The organism is Streptomyces novaecaesareae (genome assembly GCF_000716875.1).
In the GTDB taxonomy this organism is placed as follows: Bacteria; Actinomycetota; Actinomycetes; order Streptomycetales; family Streptomycetaceae; genus Kitasatospora; species Kitasatospora novaecaesareae.
In genome coordinates, this window is sequence record NZ_JNWQ01000045.1 from 41866 (window position 1) to 55960 (window position 14095).

At 74.0% G+C, this 14095-nt stretch carries 15 protein-coding genes and 1 pseudogene; 7 read left to right on the forward strand and 9 right to left on the reverse strand.

The window, feature by feature from the left end; translation table 11 throughout:
* Positions 1–451 precede the first annotated feature (451 nt).
* Complete coding sequence (locus tag OP86_RS18825; protein ID WP_030062021.1) at positions 452–895, forward strand: class I adenylate-forming enzyme family protein; 444 nt, start codon at positions 452–454, stop codon at positions 893–895.
* Between the two features lie 85 nt (positions 896–980).
* Here the strand turns inward: OP86_RS18825 and OP86_RS18830 are convergent, their stop codons facing one another.
* The 9 genes from OP86_RS18830 to OP86_RS18870 all read right to left on the reverse strand — a co-directional run bounded on the left by OP86_RS18830 (position 981) and on the right by OP86_RS18870 (position 9664).
* The gene (locus OP86_RS18830; RefSeq protein WP_030062022.1) at positions 981–1700 is read right to left on the reverse strand and encodes a response regulator; all 720 of its coding nucleotides are present in this window, start codon (positions 1698–1700) and stop codon (positions 981–983) included.
* Positions 1701–1808: 108 nt separating this feature from the next.
* Positions 1809–2342 (reverse strand): hypothetical protein, encoded by a 534-nt coding sequence (locus OP86_RS33650; protein WP_051830250.1) that lies wholly within the window; start codon positions 2340–2342, stop codon positions 1809–1811.
* A 45-nt stretch (positions 2343–2387) separates the two neighbouring features.
* A complete protein-coding gene (ctaD, locus tag OP86_RS18840; RefSeq protein WP_483414670.1) occupies positions 2388–4205 on the reverse strand; it encodes an aa3-type cytochrome oxidase subunit I in 1818 nt (605 codons plus the stop codon).
* A 272-nt stretch (positions 4206–4477) separates the two neighbouring features.
* On the reverse strand, positions 4478–4750 hold the full coding sequence (locus OP86_RS18845; RefSeq protein ID WP_157849780.1) for an NHL repeat-containing protein: 273 nt from the start codon (positions 4748–4750) through the stop codon (positions 4478–4480).
* A 55-nt stretch (positions 4751–4805) separates the two neighbouring features.
* Positions 4806–5891, reverse strand: a complete 1086-nt coding sequence (locus OP86_RS18850) for an AI-2E family transporter (protein ID WP_234434914.1) — start codon at positions 5889–5891, stop codon at positions 4806–4808.
* A gap of 98 nt (positions 5892–5989) precedes the next feature.
* Positions 5990–7087 (reverse strand): winged helix DNA-binding domain-containing protein, encoded by a 1098-nt coding sequence (locus OP86_RS18855; protein ID WP_033332435.1) that lies wholly within the window; start codon positions 7085–7087, stop codon positions 5990–5992.
* Positions 7084–7794 (reverse strand): glycerophosphodiester phosphodiesterase, encoded by a 711-nt coding sequence (locus OP86_RS18860; RefSeq protein WP_030056716.1) that lies wholly within the window; start codon positions 7792–7794, stop codon positions 7084–7086. Before OP86_RS18860 ends, OP86_RS18855 begins: the two co-directional genes overlap by 4 nt.
* Positions 7795–7950: 156 nt before the next feature.
* Positions 7951–8367, reverse strand: a complete 417-nt coding sequence (locus OP86_RS18865; RefSeq protein WP_030056715.1) for a TOBE domain-containing protein — start codon at positions 8365–8367, stop codon at positions 7951–7953.
* A 112-nt stretch (positions 8368–8479) separates the two neighbouring features.
* The gene (locus OP86_RS18870) at positions 8480–9664 is read right to left on the reverse strand and encodes an ROK family transcriptional regulator (protein WP_030056714.1); all 1185 of its coding nucleotides are present in this window, start codon (positions 9662–9664) and stop codon (positions 8480–8482) included.
* 186 nt (positions 9665–9850) lie between these two features.
* Here OP86_RS18870 and OP86_RS32985 point away from each other — a divergent pair, with 186 nt between their 5' ends.
* The 6 genes and pseudogenes from OP86_RS32985 to OP86_RS18895 all read left to right on the forward strand — a co-directional run.
* Entirely contained in the window at positions 9851–11098 is a 1248-nt protein-coding gene (locus tag OP86_RS32985) for an MFS transporter (protein WP_106973451.1), read from the forward strand.
* 64 nt (positions 11099–11162) lie between these two features.
* Positions 11163–11309 (forward strand): annotated as a pseudogene (locus OP86_RS39195) (dienelactone hydrolase family protein); the annotation flags it as partial.
* A 91-nt stretch (positions 11310–11400) separates the two neighbouring features.
* A complete protein-coding gene (locus tag OP86_RS18880; protein WP_051830251.1) occupies positions 11401–12102 on the forward strand; it encodes a TVP38/TMEM64 family protein in 702 nt (233 codons plus the stop codon).
* Between the two features lie 52 nt (positions 12103–12154).
* Positions 12155–12670: a DinB family protein gene (locus OP86_RS18885; RefSeq protein ID WP_030056710.1), complete on the forward strand. Its 516-nt coding sequence runs from the start codon at positions 12155–12157 to the stop codon at positions 12668–12670.
* Positions 12671–12953: 283 nt separating this feature from the next.
* Positions 12954–13346 (forward strand): cell division protein SepF, encoded by a 393-nt coding sequence (locus OP86_RS18890; protein ID WP_051830252.1) that lies wholly within the window; start codon positions 12954–12956, stop codon positions 13344–13346.
* Positions 13347–13505: 159 nt separating this feature from the next.
* A partial coding sequence (locus tag OP86_RS18895; protein ID WP_063832409.1) for a TetR/AcrR family transcriptional regulator occupies positions 13506–14095 on the forward strand: 590 nt, incomplete at its 3' end.

The following is a 14095-nucleotide window of genomic DNA, read 5'->3' on the forward strand; positions in this document are numbered from 1 at the left end:
ATCGTCCACCGTGGACGCGCCCTGGGCTACGGCCGGCGCCCGGAGTCGGCGAACGCCCTGGCCACACGCCCGGGCCACACGCCCGTGCCCGGCTCCCCGCACGGTCGCCGTGCCGACGGTCCACGCGCCGGAAACGGTGGTCGCACGTCCCTTCGTGCCGGCCGCCGCGGTCACCGATTGCCCCGTCGATCCGGCATTCCCGGCGGCCCGCCGACAGGCCAAGGCGGCGGCCCGGTGCCGTACCGCGGTGTCCGGAAGGTCCGGCGACACACTCCGACTCGGCGCCCGATTGCCGGAGTCACCGGACCCGACCGAATTCCCTGGGAATCCCCCGGAAAGCCTCCGCGTGGCCGGCCGCGGGCTGCCCGGAACAACCGGCCTGCATTCCCTTCACGCGCCCTGCCGCACGTCGAGAACCCACCCCCTGGAACCCCACGTCCCGGAGACCGCCATGAGTGACCAGAGCCCCATCGCACCCCTCGCCATCCGCGGCGACGTCGCGCGCCGCGACGCCGAGGGCCGCTGCTACCACCTCGACCGCACGGTGGACGTCATCGACACCGTCGACGGACCGCTCCACAGCCTGCCGATCGAGGAGGTGCTGCTGGCCGACTGCGCCGACCTCATCCGGGACTGCTCGGTGGTCGGCTTCCCGGGAGCCCCCGGGGAGGGCCAACGAGCCGTCGCCATCGTGCAGTTGCAGGACGCGGCGGCGGAGGCCGGCGCCGAGGAGGTACTGGCCGCGGCCAACGAGGCGCTGACGACGTTCGGGCTGGCCGCCCTCGCCGCCGTCCGGATCGTCCGGACACCGGAGGACGTCCCGCACGGACCGACCGGCAAGGTGCTCAAGCGCGAGCGGCGCACCCGCCACGCCGGCTCCCCCGCGGGCCAGTAGTCCGCCGTGGACCACCCCGCGCCCGTGATCCGCCGGCCGTACCGGTACCTGCGGACGGCGCTGGTCGAGCCCGACGGTCGTCCCGTCAGCCGCGGCCCGCGCGCAGCGGGGACGGCTGTGCGGCGGCGGACGCCTGGCGCAGTTCGGTGGCGATCAGGGCCGCCTGCACCCGCCGCTCCACACCGAGCTTGGCGAGCAGCCGCGAGACGTGGTTCTTCACCGTCTTCTCGGCGAGGTAGAGCCGCTCGCCGATCTGCCGGTTGGTCAGGCCCTCGCCGATCAGCGCCAGCACCTCCTGCTCGCGGGTGGTCAGCCCGGGCCCGGTGGTCGCCGGCTGGGCCGGTTCGGCGTCGCTGCGCAACCGGTTGAGCAGGCGGGTGGCCGCGCCGGGGTCGAGCATCGAGCGGCCGGAGGCGACGGTGCGGACGGCGGCGACCAGGTCGGTGCCGCTGATCTGCTTCAGCACGTACCCGGCGGCGCCCGCCATCACGGCGTCCAGCAGCGCCTCCTCGTCGTCGAAGGAGGTGAGCATCAGACAGGCCAGCCCGGGCATCCGGGAGCGCAGTTCACGGCAGACGGAGACGCCGTCCCCGTCGCCCAGCCGGACGTCCAGCACGGCGACGTCGGGCCGCAGCGCGGGCACCCGGACGAGCGCCTGCTCGGCGGTCGCCGCCTCGCCGACCACCTCCAGGTCCGGCTCGCCGTCCAGCAGGTCGTGCACCCCGCGGCGGACCACCTCGTGGTCGTCCAGCAGGAACACCCGGACCGGCGCCGAGGCCTCGGCGCCCTCCGTCTTGGTCGCCATCACGCGGCTCCACCTTCGTCACCCCCGCACACTCCCGGCGGGGCCCAGGGCATCATCGCCCACCGGGCGGCCGGGCCCCAGGGCCGAACGGCCCCATTGCGCCCGGTTTCAGCGGCCCCGCCGCCGCACGTCCCCCAGCCCCACCAGCAGGAAGGCGAGCGCGAGGGCCGCCCCGCCCACTCCCGCCGGCACCACACGCGGGCCGACCCCGCCCGACAGCAGGATCGCCACCGCGCCGAGCGACGCGACGGCCACGCCGACCACCAGCCACCCCGCGAGGGCGAGGGCGCCGGTCGACGGCCGGCCGGTGAGCGGCGCGGGCCCGGCGTCCAGCGCGGCCCAGCTCGCGGCCGCCTCCCGCACCTCCCGCCGCCGGTCCCACCGGGCCCGCACCCGCAGCGCGGTGCCGCCGACCAGGCCGGCCAGCGCGATCTGCGCGGCCGGCCGCCAGTCCGCCACGACGAGCAGCAGTCCGCCCGCGAGGGCGAGCGCCGCCCACCACAGCACGCACGCGGCGGCGGCCGTACGGGTGGAGCGGGGCCGGTCGGCGCCGGCCTGGAGGTCGGCGATGGCGGGCAGGTACCAGACACAGCCGCTCGCGGTGAGGGCGGCGGTGCCGATGGCGAGAACGGTGTGGTTCACGACCCGGCCTTCCTGGTCACGAAGGGGTGAGGGAGGGGAGCGGTCTCAGGCGCTCTCTGGTGACGAGTCGGTGGCCGCCGGAGCGGAGGAGGCCGCCGGAGTGGAGGAGGCCGCCGGAGTGGTGGCCGCCGCCGAGGACGCCGCCGCCACCCGGGCCCGGTCGGCCCGGCTCAGCGGCCGGTCGTACGTCGCCGGTTCGACGTCGCCGAGGTGGGTGGCCGGCTTGCCGCTGTTCTCCAGTACGTCGCGGGCCGCGATGTCCGGGTGGTGCAGGTCGAAGGCCGGGGATTCGGAGCGGATCCGCGGCAGCTTGACGAAGTTGTGCCGCGGCGGCGGGCAGGAGGTAGCCCACTCCAGCGAGCGGCCCCAGCCCCACGGGTCGTCCACGGCGACCTTCTCGCCGTACTTGGCGGTCTTCCAGACGTTGTAGAGGAACGGCAGGATCGACAGGCCGAGCAGGAACGAGCCGATGGTCGAGACGGTGTTCAGGGTGGTGAAGCCGTCCGAGGCCAGGTAGTCCGCGTAGCGGCGGGGCATGCCCTCGGCGCCGAGCCAGTGCTGCACCAGGAAGGTCGTGTGGAAGCCGACGGTCAGTGTCCAGAAGGTGATCCGGCCGAGCCGCTCGTCGAGCTTCTTGCCGGTCATCTTGGGCCACCAGAAGTGGAATCCGGCGAACATCGCGTACACCACGGTGCCGAACAGCGTGTAGTGGAAGTGGGCGACGACGAAGTACGAGTCCGAGACGTGGAAGTCGATCGGCGGGGCCGCGAGCAGCACGCCGGTCAGACCGCCGAACAGGAACGTCACCAGGAAGCCGACGGTCCACAGCATCGGCGTCTCGAAGCTCAGCGAGCCCTTCCACATGGTGCCGACCCAGTTGAAGAACTTCACGCCCGTCGGCACCGCGATCAGGAAGGTCATGAAGGAGAAGAACGGCAGCAGCACCTGCCCGGTGACGTACATGTGGTGCGCCCACACCGTCACCGACAGACCCGCGATGGCCACCGTCGCGGCGATCAGGCCCGCGTAGCCGAACATCGGCTTGCGGCTGAACACCGGGATCACCTCCGAGACGATCCCGAAGAACGGCAGCGCCAGGATGTACACCTCGGGGTGCCCGAAGAACCAGAACAGGTGCTGCCACAGCATCGCCCCGCCGTTGGCCGGGTCGAAGACGTGCGAGCCGAACTTGCGGTCGCACTCCAGCGCCAGCAGCGCGGCGGCCAGCACCGGGAAGACCAGCAGCACCAGCACCGAGGTGAGCAGCACGTTCCAGCAGAAGATGGACATCCGGAACATGGTCAGCCCGGGGGCGCGCATGCAGATGATGGTGGTGATGAAGTTGACGGCGCCGAAGATGCTGCCGAAGCCGGAGAGCGTCACGCCCATGATCCACATGTCGGCGCCGACGCCGGGCGAGTGGATCGCGTCGGACAGCGGCGCGTAGAGGAACCAGCCGAAGTCGGCGGCGCCCTGCGGGGTGGCGAAGCCGGCGGCGGCGATCAGCGAGCCGAACATGAACAGCCAGTAGGACAGCATGTTCAGGCGCGGGAAGGCGACGTCCGGCGCGCCGATCTGCAACGGCATGATCCAGTTCGCGAAGCCGGTGAACAGCGGCATCGCGAACAGCAGCAGCATCACCGAACCGTGCATGGTGAAGGCCTGGTTGAACTGCTCGTTGGAGAGGATCTGTGTCCCCGGCCGGGCGAGTTCGGCACGCATGACCAGGGCGAGGATGCCACCGATCAGGAAGAACGCGAACGACGACACCAGGTACATGGTGCCGATCGTCTTGTGGTCGGTGGTGGTCAGCAGCCTGACCACCGCCGAACCGGGCCGCCTGGCCCGAACCGCCGTGGCCAGTACGGCCGTTGGCGGTCGTACGGGGTCGCCCTGTGCCTGGGTGGCGCTCAAGGACCGCTCCTTGGGAACGTCGTGCGAATGGATGGCGATCCATGATCCGAACAGACCGCCTCCACACCCCAGGGCCCTTGGACCCGCCACCCCGGGGCCCCAGGACCCGAATCCCCGCCCCCCGCCCGGGACTTCCCGACCCCGCCCGCCTGGGACGTCCCGGCCTCACTCGCCCGGGACGTCCCGGCCCGACTCGCCGACCCGGAGGAGCTGCTCCGCCGTCAGCCCCGGGCGTCCAGCCGGGCGATCTGCCCACGCTCCAGCGCCGCGTACACGGTGCCGTCCGGGGCGACGGCGATGCCGTGCGGCTCGGCGCCCTCGCCCGGGAGCGGATGGCCGTCGAGCCGCCCGTCCGGGGTGAGCACCCCGATCTTCTCGGTGAACCACAGCGCCCCGTCCGGCCCGGCGGCGATCCCGTACGGCCCCGCACCCGCGCCGCCGACCTCGAACAGTTCGATGTCACCCCTCCAGTACTGTCGCGACTCACGTCGCATCAGCGATGCTGCCGCGACCACCCCGTCAGCAGCAACTCCGTCATCAGCAACCCCGTCAGCGGTAACCCCGGCCGGGGGCGCCTCGCAGGACCGAGATGACGCCCATGCCCGCCGCGCAGACCGGGACGGCGAGCAGCGCGCCGATGATGCCGGCGATGCCGGAGCCGGCGACCACGGCGACCATGATGGTCGCCGGGTGCAGCTCGACGGTGCGGCTCTGGATGACCGGCTGCAGGATGTTGCCCTCGATCATCTGCACGGTGAGCACCACCCCGAGGGCCCACAGGGCGGTGCCGAGGCCGCCGTCGGCGAGGGCGACCAGGACCGCCACCGTGCCGGACAGGAACGCGCCGACGAAGGGGATGTAGGCGCCCATGAAGACCAGGGCGCCGAGGCCGGGCGCCCCGGGCACGCCGAGGGCGACCAGGCCGATGGTGATGAAGCCCGCGTCGATCAGGGCGATCAGGGTGGTGCCCCGCATGAAGCCGGCCATCGCGTCGAAGGCCCGCTCGGCGCAGGCGACGACGGTCTCGGCGCTGCGGCCGGGCAGGTAGGAGCGGATGGTGTCGCCGGTACGGTGGCCGTCCCGGAGGAAGAAGAAGACCAGGGCGAGGGCCAGCACCCCGCCGGTGATCAGCTGGGTGAGCAGGCCGAGCCCGGACAGCAAGCCGCTGGTCAGCGTGGAGAGCAGCGAGTTGGTCTCGCCCTTGGCGTTGTCCAGGGCGTGCCGGATCTTCGCCCCGACGGGCCCCAGCCACTCGGACAGGCGCTGGCCGGCCTCCTGCAGCGAGGTGGCGATCTGCGGGGCGCTGTGCACCAGGGAGTTGACCAGCAGCGCGATCACCCCGCCGACCGCCACCACCAGGACCGCGCAGGTCAGCCCGGCCGCCAGGCCGCGGCTCACGCCCCGCCGCACCAGCCAGGGCACCACCGGGTACAGCAGCGAGGCGCCGAGCAGCGCGAGGACGATCGGCACCGTCGCCGCCCGCAGCTCGACCAGGGCGAAGACCACCAGGGAGGCGACGGCGATCAGCAGGATCACCGCCGCGGACCAGGCCGCCGACTGCCGCAGGGCGGGCGGCAGCATCAGGTACGGCCTGCGGTGGTCGGGCTGCCCATCGGGCGGGCGCTCCACCGACACGGTCACCTCCGCCGGGGGGTCGTCGATTCCGAACCGACCCAGCTCAGCAGAGCGCCCGACGACGCGCCCGCCGAGCCACCGCCAAACACCCGAACGGCCTATTCCGCCGCCTCGATCTTCACAGTCCCGGCCCCGCCCGCGAAGGCCCGTACCCGCTCCGCCTCGGCCTCCGCCGCCTGCCGGTCGGCCCGCCGCAGCGGCGCGAACGGCTGCACGACGACGTCCTGCTCCGCCGTCAGCCGCCAGGAGCCGGCGACCAGCCCGTCCACCAGCAGCGTCCCGAGCACGATCCCGTTCTGCGTCATGACCCGCCCCCGGTACTCCTCGGGCAGCACCCGGGTGCGGTCCGCGTGCGAGAGCAGCAGGTTGTCGAACGGCGCGACCAGCCGCACCGGCGCCGGGGTGGACTCGTCCGGCCGGGGCGCCTCCGGCAGGTCGTACAGCAGCCGGTCCTGCTCGTCCCGGAAGGTCAGCAGCCGCGGCGCGAGCCGTTTCAGCACCGGGGTGAGCCCGCCGAGGCCGCTCCACTTCCTGAGGTCGGCGGCGGTGGCCGGCCCGAAGGCGGCGAGGTAGCGCAGGACGAGGTCGTCCGGGGAGGGCGCCGGGTCGAGCGGGCGGCCGAGCCAGGCCTCGGCGGTGGTGTGCGCGGCCGGACCGGCGTGCCCCCACAGGCCGCGCGGCGGCACCTGCACCAGCGGCAGGAGGCAGCGGGCGGCCTGGGCGAGCGCGGCCGGATCGCGGTCGGAACGGGTCGCGGCGAGCAGCGCGCCGAGCTGCTGGAAGGTGCGCGGCTGCGCCTCGACGAGGGCCCGGGCGTCGGCGGCCAGCGCGTCGAGGTCGAGCCCGGCGAGCCGCTTGCCGTAGGTGGTGCGCAGTGCCTGGTCGAGTACGGGCTGGAGCAGTGGGCGCAGCGTCAGGCAGTCCTCGGCGGTGACGAGGTGGATGGTGCCGCGCTGGAGGGCGATCCGGACCGCCGCCCGCTGCTCGATGAGGGTGCTCAGCTGCTCGGAGGTGAAGCGGTCGAGCCGGGCGAGCAGCCCGAGGTAGGGCGGTTGGGGTGCGGCCTGGGCCTGGAGCCCGCCGAGGTGGTGGATCAGTGCGGCGGGCGTGAGGCGGCTGCGGGTGAGCAGGTGCTGACGGGCCAGCAGGGCCCGTCCGAGGGCCCGCCGCCCCAGCACGGGCCCGGGCTCCGTCACCGGCGGCCGTCCAGGACCGAGCGCAGGACGCCGATCCGGTTGGTGGTGATGGAGGCGACGCCGGTGTCGCGCAGGCGGCGCATGGTGCGGCGCAGGTCGGCGGTCCAGGTGGAGACGGCGAGGCCGGCGTCCGCGGCGGCGGCGGTGAACTCGGGGGTGACGAGGCCGAAGGGCGGGTTGAGGTAGCGCGGGCGCAGGTCGTCGAGCAGGGCGCGGACGGGCATCCTCGGCTGCTTCCAGGTGAGTGCGATCTCGGCGTCGGGGGTCAGTTCGCGTACGGCGAGCATGGCGGTGACGGGGCCGCAGAAGGCGACCTGCCGCTCGGCGCCGAGTCCGGTGACGGCGGACCAGGTGGCGGCGGCGGGCCCGGGTTCGTCCAGGTCGATCAGCAGCCGGCGGCCTTCGACGGCGGTGACCGCCTTGATCGCCTCGGCGAGGGTGGGGACGGTGAGCGGGCCCTGCCGGAGTTCGTCGAGCTGCTCGGCGGTGACCCGGTCGATGGAGCGCGGGTCTCCCCAGAGCCGTTCCAGGGTGCGGTCGTGGAGCAGGACGGGCACCTTGTCGCGGGTGAGTTGGACGTCCACCTCGACGGCGTCGGCGCCGGCGGCGAGCGCGGACTCGACGGAGGGCAGGGTGTTCTCGCGGTAGCGGTACGGGTCGCCTCGGTGGGCGACGGCCAGCACGCGGGCGCTGCGGTCGGTGCTCATCGGATCCTCTCCGCGAGTCAGGGGGTGAGGTTGTGGACGCCGATGCCCTCGCGGTGGCTCGGCTCCCCGGGGACGGTGACGATCAGGGTGGTGGTCGGCAGGTGCGGGGGCGGCATCCGGGCCTCTCGTTCGGTTCCGGGACTCGTCGGTGGGGCGTCAGCGCCGTTCGATCATCACGTTGGTGGACTTGATGACCGCCGTGGCGGGTGCGCCGGGGACCAGGTTCAGCTCCTCCGCGGACTCCCGGCTGATCAGCGACACCACCCGGAACGGCCCGGCCTGGATCTCCACCTGGGCGGCCACGTCGCCGAGCACGACGTGGGTGACGATGCCCGGGAAGCGGTTGCGGGCCGAGGACGGGCGGCCTTCGGCTTCGGCGTTCTCCGGCCGGGCCAGCTCCCGGGCGAAGGCGGCGAGCTCGGCGCCGGGGATGATCCGGTGGCCGTGTTCGTCGCGCGCGGCGGCGACCCGCCCGGCATCCACCCAGCGCCGCATGGTGTCGGCGCTGACGCCGAGCAGCGCCGCGGCCTCGCCGATGCGGTACGGGTTGGCGGGCGCCTCGGGCTGGCCCATGAGCGACTCCTGACGGTGGTTCGAGGGACAAGGGTCCTGGTGGTGCGCGCCCCTCGGGCGCCATCCTGCCGTACTGGCGGCGGCGGGCAGAAGCGAGGGCGGCACAGCGCGGCTACGGTTCGCCGAAGAGGTCCCGCCGCACCGCGTCCCCGGCGGTCAGGACCGCGCCGGCGAGTACGGCGCCGCCGCCCGCCGTTCCGGCCCGTACCTCGGTGCTCAGCGGGGAGAGCCGGGCCAGCCGCCGTTCGACCCGGCCGGCCAGTTCGGCGCCGCCGGCCCGGCCGATCTCGCCGCCGAGAACCACGCAGCCGGGGTCGAGCACGACGCAGACGCTCGCCGCGCCGATCGCGATCCGCTCGGCCAGCTCGTCCAGGAAGCGTCCGCCCGCCTCGCCGGCCTGTGGCGCCGCGCGGACGACGGCCTCGGCGGCGGAGGCGTCCCCGGCAGGGGCGGCGGGCAGTTGGTGGGCGCGGGCCAGTTCGCAGATCGCCACGCTGCCGACCAGGTCGTGGAAGCCGCCCTCGCAGCTGTCGGCGCTGGGCAGGCCGACGGTGCCGGGGACGGGCAGGAAGCAGATCTCGCCGGTGCCGCCGGAGAAGCCGCGGCGCAGCCGCCCGTCCAGGATGACGGCGGCGCCGACGCTGTGGCCGAGCCACATCAGGACGAAGGTGTCGCGGTCGCGGGCGGCGCCGACCCGGTGCTCGGCCCGTCCGGCGAGGTTGACCTCGTTCTCCAGGATCACTTCGGTGCCGGGCAACCGGCGCAGTTCGGCGAGGAGTTCGGCGTGCCAGGCGGGGAGGTTTCCGGTGCTCTGCAGCCGTCCGGTGGCCGGGTCGACCAGCCCGGGGGCGCCGACCGCGACGGTGTGCAGCCGTTCGACGCCGGCGACGCGCGCGGTCCGCAGGAGGGTGGCGGTGATCGCCGCGGCGGTGTCGGGGGTGCCGTCGCCTTCGACCGGGATCTCGGCGGTGGCGAGGGTGTGCCCGGCCAGGTCGGCGACGACCAGGCTGACGCCGCCGGCGCGGACGTCGAAGGCGGCGATGTGCGCGCGGGAGGCGACGAGGGCGTAGAGCCGGGCGTTGGGGCCGCGCCGCTGTTCACCGCGTTCGCCGACGACGGCCACCAGGCCGGTGCGCTGGAGGCGTTCGAGCAGGTCGGCGACGGTCGGCCGGGACAGGCCGGTGAGGTCGCGCAGCTCGGTCGCGGTCAGGGGTCCCTGTTCGAGCAGGAGGTTGAGGGCCAGCCGGTCGTTGATCGCCCGGGCGGTGCTCGGCGTGGCCGTACGCGCGGTGGTCATGGCCGCTCATCCTTCCATTCCTGTCGGAGTGTTTCTATCAGGGTCCCTTCCTGATAGTTTATCGAACCGTCCGGTCGTGCGGTCGGACGAGACCGCGCAGCCCGCACGCAGCTGCGCTTGACTGCCAGCAGGGCCACCCACAGGGCACCGTCGCGCCCCGCACCGCGCGACCGGGAGGGAACGCCGATGAACCGGACCACCGCACCACCGCCGGAACCACTGACCGCCCCGCGCCGGGCCCGGGCGAGCATCGCCGTGGTCTTCGGCGTGCACGGCGCCGTCAGCGGCAGCTTCGTCACCCGCATCCCGTGGCTCCAGGACCGCCTCGACCTCTCCCCCGGCCAGCTCGGCCTGGCCCTGGTCATGCCCGCCATCGGTGCCTGCCTCGCCATGCCGCTGGCCGGCCGCGTCGTCCACCGCCACGGCGGGCGGGCGGCGGTGCGCGGACTGATCTCGCTCTGGTGCCTGGCGCTCGCCCTGCCCGCACTCGCCCCCTCGCTGCCGGCGCTGTGCGCGGCGCTGCTGGCGTACGGGGCCACGGCCGGGATGGCGGACGTCGCGATGAACGCGCAGGGCGTGGAGATCGAGGAACGGCTCGGCCGCTCGATCATGTCCGGCCTGCACGGGATGTGGAGCGCCGGCGGCCTGGTGGCCTCCGGCTTCGGCATCCTCGCCGCCCACCTGGACCTCGACGCCCGGCTGCAGCTCGCCGTCACCGCGCTGGTCCTGCTCGCGCTCGCCCAGCCCGTCTGCCGAGGCCTGCCGGCCCTTCGGACACCGGAGGGCGCGGAGGAGCCGCCGCGCTTCGCCCTGCCGCCGCGCAGCTCGCTGGCGATCGGCCTGGTCGGCTTCTGCGCGGTCTTCGCCGAGGGCGCCTCGATGGACTGGAGCGGCGTCTACCTGCGGGACGTCACCGGCTCCTCGGCCACCCTCGCGGCCGCCTCGTACACCGCCTTCTCGCTCACCATGGCGGTCAGCCGCCTCGCCGGGGACGCCGCGATCCGCCGGCTCGGCGCCGTCCGCACCACCCGGATCGGCGGCGCCGTCGCCACCGCCGGCGGCCTGCTGGTGGTCGCCGCCGACAGCCCCGCGCTGGCCATCCCCGGCTTCGCGCTCATCGGCATCGGCATCGCCGTCATCGTCCCGCTCGCCTTCGCCGCGGCCGGCCGCAGCGGCAACAACGCCAGCCAGGCCATCGCGGGCGTCGCCACCGTCACCTACACCTCCGGTCTGATCGCCCCCGCGGTCATCGGCACCCTCGCCCAGGCCACCTCGCTGACCGTCTCCTTCGGGCTGGTCACCGCCCTCGGCTTCGCCCTGGTGCTGAGCGCCGGGGCGCTGCGCCTGGCCGAACGGCCCACCGCCGAGCACGCAGCCGCCCCCGAAAACGTGACCGCCGGCCGAGGCCGCGCCACTCGCCCTGACCTCGGCTGACGGCACCCGGTTCGCCGCCTTCCTGGCCCGCCCGGAGGTCGCCACCGGAGCCGGCGTCCTCGTCCTGCCGGACACCAAGGGAATTTCCGCGTTCTACCGGCAGACCGCCGCCCGGCTCGCCGAACAGGGCCATCCGGCGCTCGTCCTGGACTGTTACGGCCGCACCGCCGGAGCCGCCCCGGAAAACCGCCCGCCGGAATTCGACGAACTGCCGAACCTGCTCCCCCACCTGCTCGCGCTCACCCCCGAGGAGCTGGACGCCGACCTCACCGCCGGCCCGGCGCACCGGTTACGCTCGGGCGGTGTCCCAGCCCGATGCCGCCCCCGCACCGCCCGCCGCGCCGCGTTCGCCCTGGTGGCGGTTGGCGCTGCTGATCGTCCTGCTCGGTGCGGCGGCCGGGTCGCTACTGCTGTGGAGCCCGACGGAGCTGCTGTCCGGAGGGCTGGCGGACCGGATGCCCGGGTACTGGTTCGGGCCGCTGTTCGCCCTGGTGTACGCGGTGGGGACGCTCGCGTTCGTGCCCCGGCCGGCGCTGAACGCGGCGGCCGGGCTGCTGCTCGGCATCCAGCAGGGGGTGGCGCTGGCCGTCCTCGGCACCACGCTGGGGGCGGCTCTGGCCTTCGCGCTCGGCCGGGGCCTCGGACGGGAGGCCCTGCGCCCGTACCTGCGCGGCAAGGTGCTCGGCGCCCTGGACCGGCGGTTCACCGAGCAGGGCTTCCGCAGCGTGCTGGTGCTGCGGCTGCTGCCCGGCATGCCGTTCCAGGCGGCCAACTACGGCGCGGCCTTCTCCGGCGTCGGCTTCACGCCCTTCCTGCTCGCCACCGCGATCGGCGTGGTGCCGACCACCGCGGTGTACGTCACGGCGGCGGCCAGCGCGGACCGCCCGGGCTCGGCGGCGTTCCTGCTCTCGGCCGGCGTGATCGCCCTGCTCGGCCTGGGCACGGTGGTCGGGCTCTGGCGCACGGCGAAGGCCCGTCGCCGGACTCCCGTCGTCCGCCCGTAGGGCGGGAGAAATCGATCGCGCCCGTCCGGGTCCGGGCGCCAGGATGGCCCGCATGACCGAACTCGACCCGCGGGTGGACCCGCCGATGGCCGTCGACGAGACCGCCACCCTCACCGCCTTCCTCGACTACCACCGCAGCACCCTCGCGCTCAAGTGCGGCGGGCTGACCGACGACCAGCTGCGGCTGCGCTCCGTCCCGCCGTCCGGCCTCTCGCTGCTCGGCCTGGTCCGGCACATGGCCGAGGTGGAGCGGTACTGGTTCCAGGCCGTCCTGCTCGGCGAGGAGATCGCCACCGGCCACTACTGGACCGAGGCCGAGCCGGACGGCGACTTCGACAACGTCGACACCGCCGACGTCGCGGCCGACTTCGCCACCTGGCGCGCCGAGATCGAGGCCTCCCGCCGCGCGGCGGCCGGTCTGCCGCTGGACACCGTCGGCAAGCGGCTGCGCCACGGCCGGGAAGTGACGCTCCGCTGGATCCTCGCCCACCTGGTCGAGGAGTACGCGCGACACAACGGCCACGCCGATCTTCTGCGCGAGTTGGTGGACGGCTCGACCGGCGAGTGATCGGCCGGGCGAAATCGTTTCCGCATTGTTGACAGAAGGTCAATTACGCCGTGACCGCTACCGATATGGTCTACGCGCGCAACCGTACGGCGCCGTGCTGCGTCTGCTGGTTTTGCCCGGGTCCGCCCGGGATTCCGGCGCGGCACGACTCGTACGGGGGTCGCGAGCGGGCACGGGACCGGTGATCAGTGCGATACTCGGACAGTTCCGACGAGTGGATGACGTGTCAAAAACGACACGCACCCCCGGGGGACCAGGACGGGACGAGGCAGGGAGGCGCGGCATGGGAGCACTTCGCGACGAGCACCACAACGGGTGGCTGATGCCCTCGGGGAACTACCCGGCCGCGGTGTACGACGACGAGTGGGTCGATCAGGAGACGGTTCCGTCCGTCGCCGCGCCCGCGAAGATCGTCTCCCTGCGGCCGACGGGCTTCGAGGCGGCCCGCACGGTCGGTGAGCACATCCGGGCGTGCATCCCGGTGGTCATGGACCTCACCGAGATGGAGGAGGCCGAGGCCAAGCGGATGGTCGACTTCGCCTCCGGGCTGATCTTCGGCACCCGGGGCGGCATCGAGCGGATCGCCCGCAGGGTCTTCCTGCTCACCCCGGCCGAGGTCGAGGTCATGGTGATCGACCGGCCGCTCGACGAGACCGGCTTCTACAACCAGAGCTGAGCGCGGCCCGCGGCCGGGCCGCGGCACACGGCACCCCGACCGGGGACGGCACCCGCCGCCCCCGGTTTTTGCTGCCCGGACCTCGAAGGCCGGCGGCTCATTTGAGACTCGGAAAATAATTCTGAGACATCGATGTCTCACCTGAGCTAAACTCGGCTCATGGCCACCGATCGCGACACCGTCCTCGAAGCCGCCGTCGGCGTGCTCTCCCGCCGCCCGACCGCGCACCTGGACGAGATCGCGCGCGCCGCCGGCATCAGCCGTGCCACGCTGCACCGGCTCTTCCCGGGGCGCGAGGCGCTGATCCGCGAGGTCGGCCTGCTCGGCCTGCGCCGCTTCGCCGCCGCGCTGGACACCGCCGCGGTCGAGCACGGCGACGCGGAGGCCGCGCTGCGCCGCCTGGTGGACGCCGCCGTCCCGGACGCCGCGCTCTGCGCCTTCCTGGCCGGCGAGAACCAGCTCTACGAGAACGACGACATCAACGACCTCTGGGAGCTCCAGATCGCCCGGCTGCACGCGCTGTTCCTGCGCGGCCAGCAGCAGGGCGCGTTCCGCATCGAGCTGAGCGCCGCCTGGCTGAGCGAGGCCTTCTTCGACCTCGTCGCCGGCGTCGGCTGGTCCATCCAGGACGGCCGGCTCGCCCCGCGCGACGCCGCCTTCTCGCTCACCGAGCTCTTCCTCGGCGGCGCGCTGCGCAGACCGGCGGCCGCCGCCGCGATCCACGGCACCCCGCCGCCCCCGAGCCCCGC

Excerpts from the sequence above, each read along its gene's own strand:
- OP86_RS18825 (WP_030062021.1), top strand. The coding sequence starts at position 452 with ATGAGTGACCAGAGCCCCATCGCACCCCTCGCCATCCGCGGCGACGTC.
- OP86_RS18830 (WP_030062022.1), bottom strand. The coding sequence starts at position 1,700 with ATGGCGACCAAGACGGAGGGCGCCGAGGCCTCGGCGCCGGTCCGGGTG.
- OP86_RS18845 (WP_157849780.1), bottom strand. The coding sequence starts at position 4,750 with ATGCGACGTGAGTCGCGACAGTACTGGAGGGGTGACATCGAACTGTTC.
- OP86_RS18860 (WP_030056716.1), bottom strand. The coding sequence starts at position 7,794 with ATGAGCACCGACCGCAGCGCCCGCGTGCTGGCCGTCGCCCACCGAGGC.
- OP86_RS18865 (WP_030056715.1), bottom strand. The coding sequence starts at position 8,367 with ATGGGCCAGCCCGAGGCGCCCGCCAACCCGTACCGCATCGGCGAGGCC.
- OP86_RS18870 (WP_030056714.1), bottom strand. The coding sequence starts at position 9,664 with ATGACCACCGCGCGTACGGCCACGCCGAGCACCGCCCGGGCGATCAAC.
- OP86_RS32985 (WP_106973451.1), top strand. The coding sequence starts at position 9,851 with ATGAACCGGACCACCGCACCACCGCCGGAACCACTGACCGCCCCGCGC.
- OP86_RS18885 (WP_030056710.1), top strand. The coding sequence starts at position 12,155 with ATGACCGAACTCGACCCGCGGGTGGACCCGCCGATGGCCGTCGACGAG.
- OP86_RS18890 (WP_051830252.1), top strand. The coding sequence starts at position 12,954 with ATGGGAGCACTTCGCGACGAGCACCACAACGGGTGGCTGATGCCCTCG.